This window comes from Desulfogranum marinum (assembly GCF_963675105.2).
Taxonomy (GTDB): domain Bacteria; phylum Desulfobacterota; class Desulfobulbia; order Desulfobulbales; family Desulfobulbaceae; genus Desulfogranum; species Desulfogranum marinum.
In genome coordinates, this window is the sequence record NZ_CAXXRO010000004.1 from 2086092 (window position 1) to 2103895 (window position 17804).

Annotated in this window: 18 protein-coding genes; 11 read left to right on the forward strand and 7 right to left on the reverse strand. The window is 47.1% G+C overall.

Annotated features, from left to right (window positions below; translation table 11 throughout):
* Positions 1-11 precede the first annotated feature (11 nt).
* From ACHZCY_RS17870 to ACHZCY_RS17880, 3 genes are all read right to left on the reverse strand, one after another.
* The gene (locus tag ACHZCY_RS17870) at positions 12-1532 is read right to left on the reverse strand and encodes a DUF1254 domain-containing protein (protein WP_394713449.1); all 1521 of its coding nucleotides are present in this window, start codon (positions 1530-1532) and stop codon (positions 12-14) included.
* A gap of 192 nt (positions 1533-1724) precedes the next feature.
* A complete protein-coding gene (locus ACHZCY_RS17875; protein ID WP_319549880.1) occupies positions 1725-3347 on the reverse strand; it encodes a mechanosensitive ion channel family protein in 1623 nt (540 codons plus the stop codon).
* Between the two features lie 206 nt (positions 3348-3553).
* The gene (locus ACHZCY_RS17880; protein ID WP_319549881.1) at positions 3554-4093 is read right to left on the reverse strand and encodes a TetR/AcrR family transcriptional regulator; all 540 of its coding nucleotides are present in this window, start codon (positions 4091-4093) and stop codon (positions 3554-3556) included.
* Positions 4094-4676: 583 nt separating this feature from the next.
* Here ACHZCY_RS17880 and ACHZCY_RS17885 point away from each other — a divergent pair.
* A complete protein-coding gene (locus tag ACHZCY_RS17885; RefSeq protein WP_394713450.1) occupies positions 4677-5084 on the forward strand; it encodes a CorA family divalent cation transporter in 408 nt (135 codons plus the stop codon).
* Positions 5085-5405: 321 nt separating this feature from the next.
* Here ACHZCY_RS17885 and ACHZCY_RS17890 read toward each other — a convergent pair whose 3' ends face one another.
* Both ACHZCY_RS17890 and ACHZCY_RS17895 read right to left on the reverse strand, forming a co-directional pair.
* On the reverse strand, positions 5406-6497 hold the full coding sequence (locus ACHZCY_RS17890; RefSeq protein ID WP_319549882.1) for a permease: 1092 nt from the start codon (positions 6495-6497) through the stop codon (positions 5406-5408).
* 64 nt (positions 6498-6561) lie between these two features.
* Positions 6562-6861, reverse strand: coding sequence for an ArsR/SmtB family transcription factor (locus tag ACHZCY_RS17895; RefSeq protein WP_319549883.1), 300 nt, complete (start codon positions 6859-6861; stop codon positions 6562-6564).
* Positions 6862-7490: 629 nt separating this feature from the next.
* Here ACHZCY_RS17895 and ACHZCY_RS17900 point away from each other — a divergent pair.
* The 5 genes from ACHZCY_RS17900 to ACHZCY_RS17920 all read left to right on the forward strand — a co-directional run bounded on the left by ACHZCY_RS17900 (position 7491) and on the right by ACHZCY_RS17920 (position 11389).
* Complete coding sequence (locus ACHZCY_RS17900; RefSeq protein ID WP_319549884.1) at positions 7491-7775, forward strand: type II toxin-antitoxin system RelE family toxin; 285 nt, start codon at positions 7491-7493, stop codon at positions 7773-7775.
* A 350-nt stretch (positions 7776-8125) separates the two neighbouring features.
* Positions 8126-8710 (forward strand): LemA family protein, encoded by a 585-nt coding sequence (locus ACHZCY_RS17905; protein ID WP_319549885.1) that lies wholly within the window; start codon positions 8126-8128, stop codon positions 8708-8710.
* Positions 8711-8725: 15 nt separating this feature from the next.
* A complete protein-coding gene (locus ACHZCY_RS17910; RefSeq protein ID WP_319549886.1) occupies positions 8726-9616 on the forward strand; it encodes a TPM domain-containing protein in 891 nt (296 codons plus the stop codon).
* Position 9617: 1 nt separating this feature from the next.
* Positions 9618-10268, forward strand: a complete 651-nt coding sequence (locus tag ACHZCY_RS17915; protein ID WP_319549887.1) for a TPM domain-containing protein — start codon at positions 9618-9620, stop codon at positions 10266-10268.
* Positions 10269-11164: 896 nt separating this feature from the next.
* Positions 11165-11389: a hypothetical protein gene (locus ACHZCY_RS17920; RefSeq protein WP_205223694.1), complete on the forward strand. Its 225-nt coding sequence runs from the start codon at positions 11165-11167 to the stop codon at positions 11387-11389.
* 176 nt (positions 11390-11565) lie between these two features.
* Here ACHZCY_RS17920 and ACHZCY_RS17925 read toward each other — a convergent pair whose 3' ends face one another.
* Both ACHZCY_RS17925 and ACHZCY_RS17930 read right to left on the reverse strand, forming a co-directional pair.
* A complete protein-coding gene (locus tag ACHZCY_RS17925) occupies positions 11566-12492 on the reverse strand; it encodes a diacylglycerol/lipid kinase family protein (RefSeq protein ID WP_319549888.1) in 927 nt (308 codons plus the stop codon).
* A 22-nt stretch (positions 12493-12514) separates the two neighbouring features.
* Complete coding sequence (locus tag ACHZCY_RS17930; RefSeq protein ID WP_319549889.1) at positions 12515-13312, reverse strand: metallophosphoesterase family protein; 798 nt, start codon at positions 13310-13312, stop codon at positions 12515-12517.
* 777 nt (positions 13313-14089) lie between these two features.
* On the opposite strand from ACHZCY_RS17930, the gene ACHZCY_RS17935 reads away from it, so the two are divergent.
* From ACHZCY_RS17935 to ACHZCY_RS17955, 5 genes are all read left to right on the forward strand, one after another.
* Positions 14090-14584, forward strand: a complete 495-nt coding sequence (locus ACHZCY_RS17935; RefSeq protein ID WP_319549890.1) for a hypothetical protein — start codon at positions 14090-14092, stop codon at positions 14582-14584.
* A gap of 2 nt (positions 14585-14586) precedes the next feature.
* Positions 14587-15381, forward strand: coding sequence for a protein-glutamine glutaminase family protein (locus tag ACHZCY_RS17940; protein ID WP_205223690.1), 795 nt, complete (start codon positions 14587-14589; stop codon positions 15379-15381).
* An 18-nt stretch (positions 15382-15399) separates the two neighbouring features.
* Complete coding sequence (locus ACHZCY_RS17945) at positions 15400-15654, forward strand: hypothetical protein (RefSeq protein ID WP_205223689.1); 255 nt, start codon at positions 15400-15402, stop codon at positions 15652-15654.
* A gap of 25 nt (positions 15655-15679) precedes the next feature.
* On the forward strand, positions 15680-15991 hold the full coding sequence (locus tag ACHZCY_RS17950) for a hypothetical protein (protein ID WP_319549891.1): 312 nt from the start codon (positions 15680-15682) through the stop codon (positions 15989-15991).
* A gap of 472 nt (positions 15992-16463) precedes the next feature.
* Positions 16464-17792: a metallophosphoesterase gene (locus ACHZCY_RS17955; RefSeq protein ID WP_319549892.1), complete on the forward strand. Its 1329-nt coding sequence runs from the start codon at positions 16464-16466 to the stop codon at positions 17790-17792.
* Positions 17793-17804: the final 12 nt, after the last annotated feature.

A 17804-nucleotide genomic window follows, 5' to 3' on the forward strand; every position in this document is an offset into this window, starting at 1 on the left:
TGCCTCCTCTTTTATTTAACCAACTCGATCTCACCCGGCCGCCAGGTCTTGTCGAACCAGGGCTCCAGCGGCCCATAAAGGCGCAGAGCAGCGAACCAACCTTTTCCGGGCACAGTCTGGATCCAGTTCGCTTCCTTGCCCCTGGGTGCCTTCGGCCCGAAGTAGAGATCCACTGAGCCGTCCTTGTTGATATCCAGCTTGTGCTGCTTGTTGTTCTTGGCGGGGAACGGCTGCCCCGTCTGCAACTGCGAGCGGGTTTGCGGGTCATACACCACGACCGACCAGAAATCCTTGGCTGGAACATTGGCGGGGATGTTCAGTTTATAGTCCTTCCTGCCATCAAGGTACTCGCTGTTTTTATCGACTGCGACAATCGCATACTGCGAAGCTGCTCCCACCATCTTGTTGACCATCGCGGGGGTGTTGACCGTTCCCATATAGAAGCAGAGGGTTCGGGCGTCGAGGTATCGGCCTCCCTGACCTTTATCCTTCAACCACTCGTGGCTGCCTCCGACGAACGCGGCAAACCAACCACTGTCCTCATAGAGAAATGCTTCTTTCATCGGACGGAAGAATATCGCACGCGCGGTGGCGTTACCTACGGCTACTGCCTTGGTGAGCAGTTCCTTAGTCCGCGCATCAGGCTTGAACGGCTTTCCTTTTTGAATCCCAATAGAAGCGATCAATCCACGCAGCTCCGGATCAATCAGCGAAAGGGGCTCGCGCTCGATGACCTGGTGGAGCTCCTCGTAGAACTGGAAGTCATTGGCGTGAACCGTGTTGAACGGAACTTCCGAACCGCTGATGAACTTCATCTTTGGTGGGTTCTTCTTGTCTTTGAGCGGGTAAATCTTCAAGCCGTTCTTGAACATCGCATTTGCAGCATCCGGCTTGCCGTTCACGAGAAATCCACGAAGGACCAGCCAGTTCACATAGGTGGGCGACTTGGCCACGATGTATTGCTCGCCGTCCACCTCGGCGAACTCTCCACCGGTGGGCGGCTCGAGATCTCCTTCGTAATCAGGCGGCAGGATCAAGTACTTTGCGCCCTTGCCCTTGTCGAGGCCGGGGGCTCCCATATCGACCACGAAGCGCTGCCACGCGTCATCCACCGTTCCCGGACCACACTTAGGCGGAATCACCACCACCGTCGGTCCATCCCGATCCAACTCGAGTATAGCCGTCGCGTAAACCGTATCCGTGTTTCCGGTGAGGAAAAGCGGGTCCGAGTCCATCAACTTGTCAAAGATGACGACGTCGCTGGCGCGCTTCGCGCCAACTTCGGCATTTCCCAAGCGAATCGCCTCGATGGACGTGGCGGGAATTCCGTTAAGGAAGGTCTCTACCCCGCGCATGAAAATCAAATTGTCATAGAGCTTCTGCACAGTTGCTTCATCCGGCATGCCGTCGAAGAAATTCAGGTCTCCGATCGGTGTCTCAACACGGTCGGGTGTCATGATGGACTTCGGTATCTTGTTGTTATAACCGGGTGTGTTTTGCGCAAGACCTGCCGTGCAAACGCATAGCGACATGATGATTGACAAAAACACTGAACATGCTTTTGAGGATAATTTAGTCATTTTACACACTCCTTCTTGAATTCAAATTGATATGCTCTGTGAGTGTTCCTGGAGGTCTCCTCGTCCATCATACATACCATCTGCACTGTCCAAATTCTGCGCACAGTAACGATAAGAGTGGGTTGTCAATACTCCTCTTAACGCTCAAGTCCCTTGTCCCAAGTCTTTTGCCGGCGGTGTGTACCACCGCTCCTTCGGGACGATCTTCGCTTCGGCCGGGTCTGCCTTGTAAGCAGGTGACATGATCTGCACGCCATTTTCGTTGAATACATCCTGGATATTGCGATGCATTTTAGTGTACAGCTCCACCATCTGTGAGGCATCACCGCAATAAGTATTGAGTTCATAGTTCACCGCGTAGTCTCCTAACGATTTCTGCCGTATGAATGGCGCGGGTTCTCTGAGAAGCCCTTCGGTGTTTTCAGCAGCCAATAACAACATCGCCTCCACCTGACGCCATGGCACATCATAACCAATGCCTACTGTGGTATGCAGGATCAGGCCCTGATCACGTGCCATAGTGCTGTAATTGGTCACTTCGCCGTTAAGGATGGTCGAATTCGGGATTACGACCTCTTCATTTTTCGGTGTCCTTAAATGGGTGACCAATATGCGCATTTCCGAAACGTCACCAACAGTGTCACCGATCTTTACCCGGTCACCAATTCTGAAGGCACGCCGGTAGGTCATTGTGTACCCGGCAATCACGTTGGAAATCACGGAGGTGGAACCGAGAGAAAACAGGACTCCCAACAGAACCGAAACACCCTTAAATGCCGCAGAGTCGGATCCTGGGATAAATGGATAGGCAATCACCAAAGCAAAGATGATGATACCCATCCGTACGATCCGATAGGTCGGCCACGCCCAATCGGTCTCGAATCCTTTAATTTTCAGTCGTTCTTGATCGATGGCGGTAAATACGCCTCGGGCTAACTTCAACCCATAACGTGTAAGAAGATACAACACCACGAGAAACAAGAAGTCTGGGATAAAGTCGATGAGTCCATTAACAATGCTGCCGAGAGGAGCCACCACGAATTGGTATAGCCTGTGAGCGGTATACCTTGTCTGTGGAAACAAACTCAGGGCAAAATTGGTGAAAATGTAAATGAGAAGTATAGCTGTAAGTCCTCTCAACATCCCCAGTGCACTGAGCAGGATTCCCCAGAGCTGCCCTCCTTGGAAGATACGTTGAGATCGCTCTTCCAGTTTCTGCATATGTAGCTTAACGCGACGCTCCAGGTAGTTGTTTACTCTGCGAAAACCCCAGAATACACCGTACATAAGTACTATCAGCACAATGGTGCTTCCGAGCGCATACAGTGCTTTTTTTGTTAATACAGCGGGCTTGCGGTCATGACGGTAGTCGTTGATGGACTCAGCGATGCTATTTCCTATGGTATCGGCAAGCACCGTACGAAGGATTCCTTCAGACTTAGCATCTGCCTCAAGTATACGAATGATGACCTTACCGCTCGCACCCGGAAAGATCTCGTGATATGAGCCTGCATCTTCGATCCTGAGTGTCTTGGGACTGTAATTCGTATCTCGCGCCAACGCCTCGATGCGCTGCGAGATTTCAGATGCCCGTCGTTCGGCCGGATATGCCGTTACCCCGACTACATGAAAACGCACCTTGCCGTTAACCACTACCGGGGCCGTCTCAGCTATTCCGAAAATGCCGGATGGTTCGGTGTCCTTGAGCTCGCTCTGCTCCTGAGCGCTGACGATGGGTGGCAGCATCAATAAGACAATCAACAACATGAGCGGCACTAGTCTAAACGCAAATGGAACGGTCACCGCTGGTGTAAGTCGAAATAATCGGGATTTTTGGTAATTGATCGGAGTGATTAGCATTATTACGATCTTCCCCCAGTTACGTTCAATCTATATGGTAAATAGAAATGCCTCTCGTGCAGCGCTGTTGCAATCGTTTATCATCATGCTCAGGATGAGCTCCTCATTGTGACTTATGTTCGAACCAGGGTCGAGGAATTGCGCCCGACCCACTCACTGCCATAAAGTGTGGAAATCCAGATTCTTGTCAACGCCTTTCGGACCGGTTCAGGTTCGTTTCTAGGGTGCTGGCCGAAGGCTTGAATGAGCGAGTAGGCATCAAGTCGATTGAGTGCAACTACGACAGGACGAACATCGAAATCTGGGATCAGTCCTTGTCTCTGGTCAGCCTCAATGCGAGCACAAGCCGCATCATCAAACGCACAGAGGAAATCACTCCATTCTTTTTCGAAGCGTTTGTCACTGGCAGCAGCGTCGGCAAAGGCCCGATAAATTGGACCCCGCATGTATGAGATACGCACCAACCCGGTCATCGATTCAATCATCAGGGCAATAGGGTCGCCAACGTGGGTAATCCATGGTTTAGCTGCGTCAAATATTTCTTCCTGTAGTATGGCCAGCAAAGCTTCCATCACCTCATGAATATCTTTGAAATACAGGTAAAATGTCGAGCGACCCACATCTGTTGAATCCATCAGTGTTTTGACTGTCATGTCACAAAACGGATGTGACCAGATAAATTCGAGGGCTGCATTCAGAACTGCTGCACGCGTACGTTCTGATTTACTGACCCGTAGCGTGGGTTGTGGAATCAAGCGCAGAGGAGATGTAAAATTTTTATTTTCAAACATAATGTGACATTATACTGACAGTATGTCATTTTGTAAAGTTCGATATGGATTTGCTTTATAACTTTGGGCTACTTTTCTTCAATGACATCGTAAAAATACTATTTCTTCAATACATTTAGCGGAGGCAAGAGACTATGGTACGAACCATGGTTTAAAATCGGGATTCAGGCCAATGCCACATTGGCAATGCAAAGCCCTTGGCTCAATTCGACGGTTCTAGATCGGAATGGGTTTGGGCAGATTTTGATGCAATTGACTCACAGTTGGATGTGAATTTACTTGAATCACGCTTTTTGTTTGACCTTATAGTTATTGCAGACGCTAAGCGCGACAGACACCCCACCGAAATTAGAGCAGTTTGATAACTATTCCTTTCTCTTGTTAAAAGGACTTGATGTGAATACAAAGAGCATTGACTTTTGCACAATTCAAATAGCCTTTTTTTATTAACGATCAGCTGTTGGTTACTGTACGAAAAGACCATTCTACCAGCATCGATCATACCTGGGAGATGTGCAAGGCAAACACACAGATTTTACGCCAGGGGCCAGCGCATGTTGCCTATCTTATTTCACGGTTTATTACTAATCGCTATACCAGGATCATAACAGTGCTGGAAAGCCGGCTTGACAAGTTGGAAGACGATATGTTCGAGCATCCTAGGGACAACCTTTTGGAGGAACTGGTTGGGTATGGTAAGAATCTGAGCAAATTGAAACGTATCTTGACCTATCATCAAAATATTTTCTCAAGAATGAGCTCAAAGACTCAATCGTTCGTATCAAAACACGGGAGACATGAGTTTAATGATGTTTTCGAACATACCGAACGTCCGGTCTGTACAAGGATTTGACTGAAGGTTTGATTAACGGGAAGAAAAGGGGACAGAACTATTTAACAAGGTGAGGATTTCTCCTATAGATCATGACTAACAAAATTATTCCTGGAAAAAGATAATTCCAGACAATCTCAGCGATGTTCATGGTTAATCTTGGACTGTGGATGCACAGGAAGTACCTTGAGTTAAAGGGGAAGAAAAAATTGATTTCCTTCGATTTGGTAATGTCGAATCCAAGGCTCTGTCGCTCTATTTGCCTAACCAGCAGCCTAGCTCAACTAGAGTTCTTCAAAGGTTGAATTGAAATGGTCTCTGTGAGTGATATTTTGATGATAATTATCCAATAAATTTGTAGATAAAACCAGAAAGAACGGCCCCGGAGAAACCTAGCATGACATAAGTTGCGAAAACTTCCCGCCGAACCAGTGCGTATACTGCGGTCATAGCCGGAATAGAACTGATGGCCCCCGCAATTATAAATGCCATTCCCGAACCAATGGACATCCCTTGGTCTACCAAGCTGGACACCACAGGGGGCGCAATATAAGAATTAAGATACGCAGGGATACCGACCAGAGCACTGATGATAATGGCTGTAACTCCTTCTCCGCCAACAACCGATGCGATTCGTTCGGCCGGTACGTACTCGATCATGAGACTCTCGAGGGTGTACGCAAATAGCATCCACTTAAGCAGGAAGAGGGCATTCGACTTGAATTCTGAAACAAAGGTAGTTCTTCGAGACTGCTCTTTCCAGAATATCCAGACCGGCTTTCCTTCTGCCTTTTTTTCCTCACTGGCACAACTGTCTACCATGGGAATTTCAATCTGGGGTGAACAACAACTTGAAACCTGTTGCGCATTTTGAGTTTTCAGAGGATTGCTGAGATACCCAGCTACGGTCAAATATTTTACAGCAAATCCTCCCCCTATGCCTAGTGCGACAGCGAAAACTGACTTACCAATGGCGAACTTCCAACCCAAAGCTCCTGCCGTGATAAGAAGCGTCGGGGGATCAATGAGCGGAGAAGATAACCAGAAGGCCATAATCGGTGCAAGTGGGGTCCCTAATGCCAACAACCCAGCTATGAACGGAATGACCTCACAGGAACAGAACGGTGCCAAACCACCTACCAGAGCCGCCAAAACAATCATTCGGTTCTCCCTTCCCTTGAAAACCGATGCGACCATTGTTTCCGCTCCAGTGGCCTTGATCGCTGCAAGCAAAAAGATAGCAATGATCATATACATCGAAGTATGGGCAAGGTTAGTCAGGGTAAGTGTTCCTAGTGGAACGACTTGTCCTGGGGCTAGTATTGCTATGCCCATGAATATTGCGAAGACAAGGACATAGACCCTGTCGATACTCTTTAGAACATCGTGGACAGGGGATCTTTCTGGGAATGATATAGTTTTCGGTTGCGACATTTCTCCTCTCTATATAACTAGTTATTTAGTTTTTTAAGGGTAAAAAAGGTTGTAAATTAATAACTTATATTAATTTTTCGTTTTTACAGCACTCAAGCAAAAGGAAGTTGCCCAATTCTTCGAGATTATCAAAATGGGCAGTATTCATGACTTCTCGTCCCTGTTTCTCTTGGATAACCATCCCCGCTGTAACCAATTGCTTGAGGTGGTGGGCCAAGGTGGAAGGGGGCATTTTAAGTTCAGAACCTATTTCACTGATTGTCATTCCGCTACTCCCAGCCTGGACCAATAGCAGGAGTAAAGCAAGGCGTGATTCAGATCCTATTGATGCGTAGCCCTTTGCTGCCAGTTTTACGTTTAGCATTATGCTTTCCTTGTGTTTTACTTTAAACTATAAAACTAGTTTAATAGTTTTCCGAGCAGCATAAGTCAAGATGTTTTTCTGTGATTGACGATATTACTATCAGGCAGTCTTAACTGTCGTTGAGCCGAAAGCAATCGACAGTCGCAATTTTTTGAGAAGGTGTCAAGGGGGGTGTTGTATTGACGATCATGGTTGAGATGGTACACAATATGCTAGAATGGGGCATCTAAAAATACTATGTTCTCATCTCCTGTGAGGTTGCCGAGAAGCACTTTATCAAGATGCTAGAGACTAGTCTTGACAATGTTAACCCTTTTAGGAAATCTGCAACTTATGACTATGACTGTGAATTTCTGATTTCCAAAAGTCCAGATATCTCCTATAAATATTGACTTGGTCGCCATAAAAGCAACACCGTACACCACAATGCCCATTGCAGTGGCTCCTTATAGCAATTTCGTCACCCAGGCGTTGCTTTTTGTGCTCTGTAACTGGATCCGACACCTCTGTATCCCTTATCCCTGCTGCTACCTACGAATTGCTTCTCGAACAAATTGAAGATCAACAGTTAGGGGTAATTGCGAGAGAGCGACAAGGTGAGAAAATCTCTGCAGTTGAAGTAAGTCTCGATGAGCTATAAGCTTAAATTCATCCCAACTGCCCTAAGAGAATGGAAAAAAATCGACAATACTATCAAAAAGCAATTCAAGAAAAAGTTGAGTGAGAGATTAAAAAGGCCACATATTCCTTTAAGTCAGCTTTCAGGGTTTGAAAACCATTACAAAACTAAGCTCAGGGCCAGTAGGTACAGGCTAATCTATGAAGTTCTTGATGAAGAAATTGTGGTAATGGCCATTGCTGTCGATAAACGGGACAAAGGGTTTGTTTATAAAAAGGCTCATCGCAGGAAATAATTCCGTTAACCAGTCGTATCCCGCCACCTCCCCTATAAAATTATAGAGGGCAGTCCATCCAGCATCATTATAGAAATACTCTGCAGGGTGCGGTTCTGTATTTATTAGTAAACATCTTGACGTTTATTTGCCCGTTCTGTAACGTTTATTTGTCTTTCCGGTAGCCTACCTACCGATGTTGCGGGTTGTCTCTTTGATAAACTCTTATTGGCAGCCCAGGATAATATCCTGCCGGCCCCCCGGTCAGGAAGCAGTTTTTTTATTATCTTCCCTATATGACTGTACTCAAATCCATCTCGCTGCAATCTGGGTACTTTCAAAAATCTCTCTTTCATTTTACAGGAGGTATTATGAAGCACACGGCACGGCTGATCATGCTCGTCTTTTCCCTTACCCTTCTCTCCGGATGCGGCTATAACTCCATGCAGATGCAGGAAGAGGCTGTCTTCAAGGCCTGGGCCGATATCGAGGCCACTTTGCAGCGTCGCGGCGACCTGATTCCCAATTTGGTGGAGACGGTAAAGGGATATGCTAGTCATGAAAAAGAAACCCTGGAAGCGGTAATCAACGCCCGTTCCAAGGCGTCGTCGGTACAAATTACACCGGAAGACCTGGGCGATGCAGCCAAGATGAGCCAGTTCCAGGCGGCTCAGGGCGGGCTTACCTCTGCCCTTTCCAGGCTGATGGTGGTGGTTGAACGGTACCCTGATTTGAAGGCGAACCAGAATTTCCTTGACCTGCAGAACCAGCTCGAAGGGACGGAGAACCGGATTAACGTTGCCCGTCAGCGCTATAACGAGGCGGTCCGCGTGTTTAATGGTGCCATCAGGAGGTTCCCTAACAGCCTTACAAACAATTTCCTCCTTCACCTTGACAAGAAAGAATATTTTAAGGCGGACGAGGCAGCAAAGGAAGTGCCAAAGGTAAAATTTTAACTGGCGTAGGACATTATGAATAACCTGCACAGGATTGCACATCGTATAACCCTGCTTCTGCTCGGAGTTATTGTTTTTCTATCACTCCCTGGTTTGGCTGCCGCTCTTGAAGCCCCACCATTGAAAGGACGGGTGAACGATTACGCCTCGATGCTTCGTGTGGCAACGGTCGATCAAATGGAGCGGTCGCTGAAACAATTCGAGCAGGAGCAGTCTACCCAAATAGTAGTGCTGACTATACCGAGTTTAGAGGGTGAGTCGCTGGAGGCGTTTTCCATCAAAGTGGCTGAAGCATGGAAAATCGGGCAGCAAGGGTTGGATAACGGCGCGATACTCTTGGTGGCGCGTAGCGAGAGAAAAGTGCGGATCGAAGTGGGATACGGACTGGAAGGCTCACTTACCGACCTCACCTCGGGACGGATTATCCGAGGGGTTATCGTCCCGCACTTCAAGAAGGGTGACTTTGACGGCGGCATCATGGCAGGCGTGAACACCATGATGGCAGCGGTCCGTGGTGAATTCAGGGCAGCAGACGATATCCCGCAGAAATCCGGCGGTAAAGGCGACACTGAAGGGTTCTGGTTCATGCTGATAATGATGGTTTTTTTCATTGGAAAGATGATGGGCAACCACAAAATTATTGCGGCAAGCGTCAGCGGTTGTCTCGCCTCTCTTGTCGGCCTCCTGATACTCGGGCCGAAATTGCTGTTTATCATTCTCCTCTTTCCTGTAGGCTTTATCGGCGGACTGATCGCCTCCAGCTTCTCGGCACTGGGGATGGGACGCGGAATCGGCAGGGGCGGCGGCTATATTGGTGGCGGCTTCGGTGGCGGAGGCAGCTTCGGCGGAGGTTTCGGCGGAGGTGGCGGTGGATTCGGCGGAGGCGGTGCCTCGGGAGGATGGTGATATGAAAACTTTATCGACACAATTTTTGACTCAGGAAGAACAACAGAGAGTCACCGAAGCGGTGCAGAGAGCGGAAAAAAAGACATCCGGGGAGATCGTGCCTATGGTGGTTTCGGCCAGCCATAACTATCCAATGGCATCGGCTATAGGCAGTGTTTTTATCAGCCTGCCGCTCTCCTTGCTGCTCACTTCCGTCACTGGTTCTTTTTTATGGCTCGGCGCCCAGAACATGTGGCTTCTGCTAATTTATTGGACCCTGCTCTTTTTCCCAATTTACTACCTGGTCGACAAGAGCATCTTCCTCAAGCGGCTGTTCCTCCTGAAAGACCAGGTGGAAGAAGAGGTGGAAGAAGCCGCAATTACCTCGTTTTACGGTGAAAGGCTCTATCAGACCAAGGATGAGAACGGCATCCTGATTTTCGTTTCGGTTCTAGAAAAAAAAGTGTGGATACTCGGTGACCGAAGAATCAATGAGAAAATTGACTCGGATCAGTGGCAGGATATCATCGACGAACTGTCGGCTGGAATCAGGGCGCACAACCAGTGCGAAGCACTTTGCCGTGCCGTTGAACGGGTGGGCAAGGTACTGCTGGAACATTTTCCCATCAGTGACGACGATAAAAACGAACTCCATAATATCATAATCCGGTAATTCATTTTCCGGAATCTATCGGGGGTAGACAACATTTAGACCTTTTCTCAGTAAGATAATGCATCGGGTAAAGGGGGCAAACCTTGGCGTAAGTCTTGAGAGGGCATGCTTATCGCTGGAGGCACAGCGCCTACAATACACTTTACAGACTATGAAAAATTACAGGACGTCAGCTGTACCGACGGTTCACATCTCGACTATAGTGATGCAAGGATATTTACGGGGGAAGTTATGCAACTTCTGCAGCGTCGTGACTTCCTTTGAGGCAAGTTGAGTTGCTGCAGAGCGTTTATTGTAGTAACTGCTCAGCAGCGCCCCAACTTTTCACGAGCTGCCCGCCCGGCAACCGGCGTATCGAAGTCTGAGTTTAACTGCTAATCGGTCAGCTTGTGAGCATTTGGAGCAATGGTGACCGGTTACAATGAAAAAAGTGAAACCTAAATTCTGCACGTCGAATGTTAGAAAAAATAAATTCTACTTTAAAAAACAACATATTGAGCAGACAATTGATTTGAAGTTCTATTCACTGTTTGAGTGAACCTATTTTTTCTCACCTTCAACGCCCTTCGGGATCGGCAATTTCACCAAATCGGCTACGTTACCGAAGGCTTGAAATATTTTTATACGTCTGCGCCTCCGATGCCTCACATCTTCGGCAGGTAGCGTAGACTCCGAAATTTCCAATTGCAGGATTTAGGTGAAACCAGATTAGTGGGTTCAAGGTATTTTTTTTCTGCAGCAATGAAAAAGTAGATCCGGTAAAATTTATTATGAAGCGTGGTACCTTACCAGTTCAAAAAACGAGATTATAATTTGAAGACACCGTCAAAATAGTAAAAAAAAAGGAAAAAATTAAAAAACAGAAGGTTAGGTTTTTCTGGTAGGTGGAGGTAAAGATGAAGAAAATTCTTCCGATGTTGGTGGTCTTATTTCTAACAGCATGTGCCAGTATGCCCAAATCATGGTCCCATGATTCAGCAAGCCCACAGCAATACCAGGCAGATCAAGCTGAGTGTATGGCTATGGCTAATAGTGCTAAAAGCGGATCCATAGCTGGTGCCGCGCATGATATTGATGCGATCTACGAGAACTGCATGAGGGGAAGAGGGTATTATCGTTAATAGGCTACTAAAAGGGGGCAGAGGAAAATGAAATGTAATCTTTTCCATTTACATTAATACCTAAATCCTGCAATTGCCAAGTTTGCCGAAGATGCGAGGCTGCGTACACGCAGGCGTACTGTAGTACTTCAAGTGTTCGCAAACAAAGCAGATTCGGTAAAATCGACATGCAAGATTTAGGTAATGTTATTATCAGGCAGTGCAACCAGGATTTCTCCAGGTGCATAGCGATATCTCAAAGGTGCACGAAGCCGACTCAATTCTCCGTCAAGAGCAACAGTGACTTTTCTTTTTCGACGGCGAAAATTCAGTTCAATATCATTTACCAGCTTGTTTTCAACACTCGTTTCCTTGGTCATTGGATCGACTCCCCAAAAAATCGCTTTTATAACCAGACTAAAAACTTCTGTTTTAGAGTGGCAATCAACCGCAATAAAATGTAACCCGCTATGACCATGTTTTTTTGCCTGTCCCAATAACGGCAGACTTAATTCACGCTCTCCCACACCGATAAAAACCAACGGTGTCCGCAGCTGTTTGTTTGGAAGACGTACTCTGACAAGCCTGAATTTGAGCAATCTTCGAATGCCTGCAATAATTGAAGCGGGGAGGTAGTGCATTCGATTTTCCAGATAGTTACGACTTCTTACAAACACCGAATATGCTCCTACAGAGCTTGTGTTGAGAAAAAGAGAATTGTTCACATATCCAACATCAACTGGATAGGCCTTGCAGTTCAGAGCCACATTGATTGCCTCATCCACATTAACAGGTATTCCGGTACGCTGGGCAAAATGATTCAGCGTACCGGATGGTACAATGGCAAGTTCCGTAGTCTTACCGGCAAGGATTGATGCGGCAAGGGCAATCGTCCCATCTCCACCACTGATCAGTACGCGTTTTGTACCCTTCTTCACAGCGTCTTGTATTATTTCGGTCATCTTGACCGGCGATACCTCCTCAAGCTGGATACGGGAATCATTTCGCATTTCGCCAATCACTTTTTCAGAACTACCTGCACCTGGATTGCAATACACCGGCACAGGCTGAGTGAAATCTGTCTTTTTTACGGCACCTGGCTCTTTATTTGTCTCTTTTCTCATCTTTTTGCTTCTGTAAAGTTGCTCAAGAGTTGTCCTTCCATTCTCCCTGGATGCGTGTGAAAACCAGGTGTTCATCAATAGAAAATTTTTTGTTATTCCACGTCCAGGTTTCAATAGCTAATCGCCGGCGATCGCCGCGAATAATTGTAAAGCTATTTGGATCATTGCGGGTCAAACGGTTTGAAATAGCGGTTCCTGCATGAGATACAATTAATCCACCAAGTAGATGTGTGTAGGCAGAGTGTACATGGCCACTGAGGATAATATCAACTCCGGCGTCCCGCATTTTCTTAAGTGCCTTATCTCGTCCTCCGATGATATGGCGATGTCGATACTCTTCAGGGAGCCAGAACGGATGATGGGCAACAAGTATTCGCAGTTTTTCATCACCGCCCTTTTCGAAGTGTTGGGCTATAACATCCAACTGTTCAAGATTTACGCGTCCCCGTGACCAGTCAAAGAGAGACCCAGATCGCCTCGCAGTATTGACACCGACGGCGATATACTCCTCAGCTCTCACTATCGGCTCAAGGGGATGGTCGAGATAGCGATGCCACCTTTTCCATGGTGTGAAAAAACGCTCGCTAAGATTATACGCCGGAATATCATGATTTCCGGCAATAACGAGATACGGCCACGATAGACGTTCAAGAAAAGTACGGGCAGCGAGAAATTCGCGTTTACGGGCGCGCTGAGTAAGATCCCCACTGATAACGACAAGTTGTGGCGTGGTCTTTTCCAAGCAGTGCAAAAGCCCCTCAATCAATCGAGGATTTTCGCGTCCGAAGTGTAAATCCGATATATGGGCAAGAGTGATCATCGGGTTAATTCTCTGTTTCTGCGAAGGAGAGTTTGTATTTCACCAATTTATAATGTCGTCAAAATTATTTATCCTCTTAGTTACTGTATATTTTTTCTAATTTACAATTTTATCTCTTCTTTCTGCGTTTTCAATACGATCTAGAGTAATTGGTATCATGATCTTAAAATTCCAATTCCAGCTGAAGCAAAACAGATCGATGTATTTCCACTCTGCTTTCACAGGTTATCGGCATCACACGCCGAAAACATCAGACACACGCTGAGACAATGCCTGCTGTCATCGCCAGGCAATGAAACGCTAGTCTTGAGGGAGAGATGGAACAATGGGGTAAAACGCTCCTCCGCTAAGAGCATTAAGGTAGCGCAATGCATTACGCTGCCTGATATGAACCACCAGTTGTGGTGCATATGCACCACCATTCCCACTTTCTTACCTGCCTGTTTCGCAGGTGTCTTCCCCTGACGCACCAATAGATGCCGGTAGAGCCATTTGCTGGTTCAGTGGAACAGTAATTGCTTAGTGTTTGAAACATCCTCACTGATTTGTTTTGCCGGGTATTGAGTATACGAGGCCACAGACCATTATGTGCCTGTGGTTGTTTTTCAGCATGGCTCGACCTTGAATGAAAATCCTATGCAACCAATAGGCTCAGTAATAGAGGGGAACTACTTTTATGATCCATTTTTATGGACGAATTTTGAGGGATAAGACCCGGTGAGAACGATCGCTACCCTGATTCTCCTTACTCCTACAACCTAGCAGAGAGGAACACTTATGGCTGAACGAAACGCGTTAGTGGATGGTGTTAAAGGTCTGTCTGCACCATCAGTGGCTAGCATGAAAGAAGAGGGCGTACCTGCTGCCCCCAAAGTTGCGGTTTCTTTTCAAGGCGGCAGCGACGGATACCTGGATATGGGGAAGCCCAGGTCAACGGTTTGGGCAGAAGTCCTGGAATCCTTGAGCGAAGAAAATCAACCAGCATACGTTGAGATTGATCCGAGTTCTCATGAAATAACAGAATTGTTGATTCCCGTCGAAGTCACCATAGGCAATATCAGCAGTCCGGACGGGGAAGGGGATATCGAGATCGAACTCATTATCTCCCACGCGCGTCATGTATTGCGTAAAAAGAATCCAGAGTTTGATGAGTTGCTCAGCATTATACAGGAGGCTCAGCAGAAGGAGCTGCCTGTAATCATCAGTGAAAATGATAATCATGAAATCATTGATGTACGTATGAAATCTGAATCGGCTGAGGGGGGGCTATAACCATGGCAATCTCAATGCAACAGGCACGGGATTTGTTCAACCTGAGCCGCAGCAAGCTCTGCTGCCCAGTCAGTGCCCCTAAACCCTGTATTCCTTTTTTATATCCGGATGATGGCTGCTGGGGAAGAGCACATGAAATGTGCCGCCTGATGATCGCCGAAGGGGCCTCGCCCCTGAAGGTTTGGATATACGGCGGCTTGAGGGTGGACACAAGCAATAACCCCAACTGCTATGTCCGCTGGGGGTGGCATGTTGCTCCTACACTGGATGTTAGTACAAGCAGAGGGGTTAGAAGGTATGTTATTGATCCTTCTCTGTTTAACAGCCCGGTTACCACGGCTACGTGGAAAAGCGTTCAGGGCGACCCCTCGGCACAGCTGGTATACACTTCGGCATCTGTATTTCATAGAAGCTACAGTGGAGCGACGATCACAGACCCCGGATATTCACAAACCAGATCGGTTTTGAGCACCTATCGCAACAGGCTTAAGCTTCGTAGTGCCGATAACGGCCCCCCTCCTTACTTTAACTGTCTGACCAAACCGCCTGGGGTGCAGTGGTACGGTACAATTGCCGGCAATGCCAGCCGTCGATGGTTTACCTGGGGATGGAACCCCAAATGGCATGTGATCTGGACCATTATGCCGTTAACGCAGTGTCCAGGTGGGCCACAGCTTAAATGGAATGTGCAGGTGGAACGTGCCACCTCAAACCAATGCACCTACTGGATCACTGTCACAAACCTGACCCCTGATACGGTGAGATTCGAAGGCCGGTATGATATCCTTTCAAGATAGTTAAGGAGGTAAAGAGCGATGAGAACAGGCATACAATGGAGAGGAACAATAGCGGCAAAGGCAACACGTCGATGGTTTACCTGGGGGTGGAATCCAAATGTACATGTAACGTGGTACCTGATGTCAAACACAGCCCGCAAGGGTGCTCCGCAGCTTGATTGGGATGTGGCGGTGGAACGGGCCAATGCTAATCAGTGCACGTATTGGATAACCGTAAAAAACCTTACAAACAAGACCGTGCATTTCGAGGGCCGGTATGCGATTTTATCCTAATAGAGTCTGAAAGAGAGGTGAAATAATGCGCATAACTATTGAAATAGACGAAAAAGAAACGAGTGAAACCAAAGTCGACACCACATCCGGTGTAGTCGACACAGAGTTGTCTGCTGATACTGTGATGGGGCAGGTCGATGCGGCCCCTCCTGCTGAATTATTGAAGATAGCCAATGCATTGGGAGCGGAGAGTGCCGGTGCTGCACCGGCTGAATTCATGCCTGCTCCTATGGTTCTAGAGGCGGAGGAGTCGCCGGAAGACTATGGGGCCGTTGCTGAGGAAATAGACGCTATTGAAGACGAGGATGCAGGAGCTTCACCAGAAATGGATATGTAAAACATCCCTCTGTGCAATCGATGTCCGTGTAGCAGCTTGCATGGACATCGATTAAACCATCGGTCTGGCTGCCCTGAGGATTGTGTTTTATCGATTTTTTTATAGCCATCTTAATACAATAAATTTTCGAACAACCCAACCCGTTGGGTTTCGTGCATGGGTGGCGAAACGTACCAGCTTACGCCCAGCCCCTATGGCATAGGAGGCTTTTTCCGGCACCAGTACATTTTGTGCTGCAGTGTCCTCTTTTAGATGGCTACGCCTGGTACACCTTTCTTTACTTTCTGCAAGCTGCAAGTAAACGGGCTGACAGTGTGGTACAAGCCTGGGTCTCGTTTACCCTTTGCGGAGAAAATTTTAAGGGTAACGCCGAGATTGGCAGAAAAAAAGCTATCTTAGAAACGTGGCCCAATCTCTCCGGTCGATCCTATTGTAAACACCAATGGTGCACGCTTTAAAACAAGGAACCACAATGAAAAATAGATATTTCTTGCTGGTTTTATTAACGCTTTCTTTTCTCGCTCATGGCTGTGCTACCAAGGATTCCAGCAGCGCAGTAGAGCAAAGATCCGTTGAAAAAGGAGCAATGAACTTTGTGGTTATGGGGGATAATCGACCTGCCGATGTGTACAGGCCGGAACAACCATATATTTATCACAAAATCGTGAGCACTGCGGTGGAACTTAATCCTGAAATCATCTTGAACACCGGTGATATTGTACTGGGCTATGATGCTGTAAATTCAGAAAAAGCCACCCAGGAATTTGACGAATTCGAACACGCTACCCTTCCCATCCGTCAACGTAACATTCCGCTATACATTGCCATGGGAAACCATTCCGGTTACACGGACTTTGCCAGGACCGAATTCACCAGGCGCTATAAAGACCAAGAGACGGAAAACCTCTACTATTCAGTCGATATCAAGAACTGTCATTTTGTTATTTTATCAAGCGAATTGGTAGGAGCAACATCGCAGATTACCGGGCAGCAGCTCGAGTGGTTAAAGAAGGACCTGGCTCTTGCCGGCGATAAACACAAATTTGTTGTTGTCCATCGCCCTTTGTATCCTAAAATTACCCATCTACAAGATTCTTTGAATAAGTACCCGCAAAAGCGCGATCAACTGGCACAATTATTTGAGCAGCATCATGTTGATATGGTTTTTGTTGGCCATATTCATACATACAATTTTTCCATGGTAAACGGACTGGCGCAAATTATTGCAGGAGGATCGGGTGCGCCCTTGGCCGGCACATTACCTGAGGGGGGATTTAATCATTTTTTCCATATCATTGTAACCGATGATGATGTTGATTATCGCCTCCTTCCCATGGAAAACGAGGTGGCCATGGCAACAAGACTGCTCCAAAAAGGACAAATTCAAGCGGCTTTAAGCTTTGCCCAACTAGCTATGGAAACGGTACCCGACCATCCAATGCCACAGCTTATAGCGGCAACTGCGTATCAACTGCTCAACAAGCAAAAAGAATGTACAACAGCAAAAAACAAACTTACCCAGATCGTAGGCAGTAAAAAGGAAGCAGCTTTCAGATTAGGTGCCTTTGCCCTGTCCGTTACACAACTGTCCCTTGCCGACGAATACCTGACCAAGGCATACACTCTGGACAATACATCTTTTAAAATCATCTATTTTAACGCCCAACTCAATCAGCAGCAGGAGCGATATGCCCTGGCCCTGAAAAGGTACCAACAAGCATTAGCCCTCACCACTGACAAATATACCATAGCTGATATTGACAAACGTATTGCCGAGATCAAAGAATTCACCAATATCTAGACCGGATTTCTC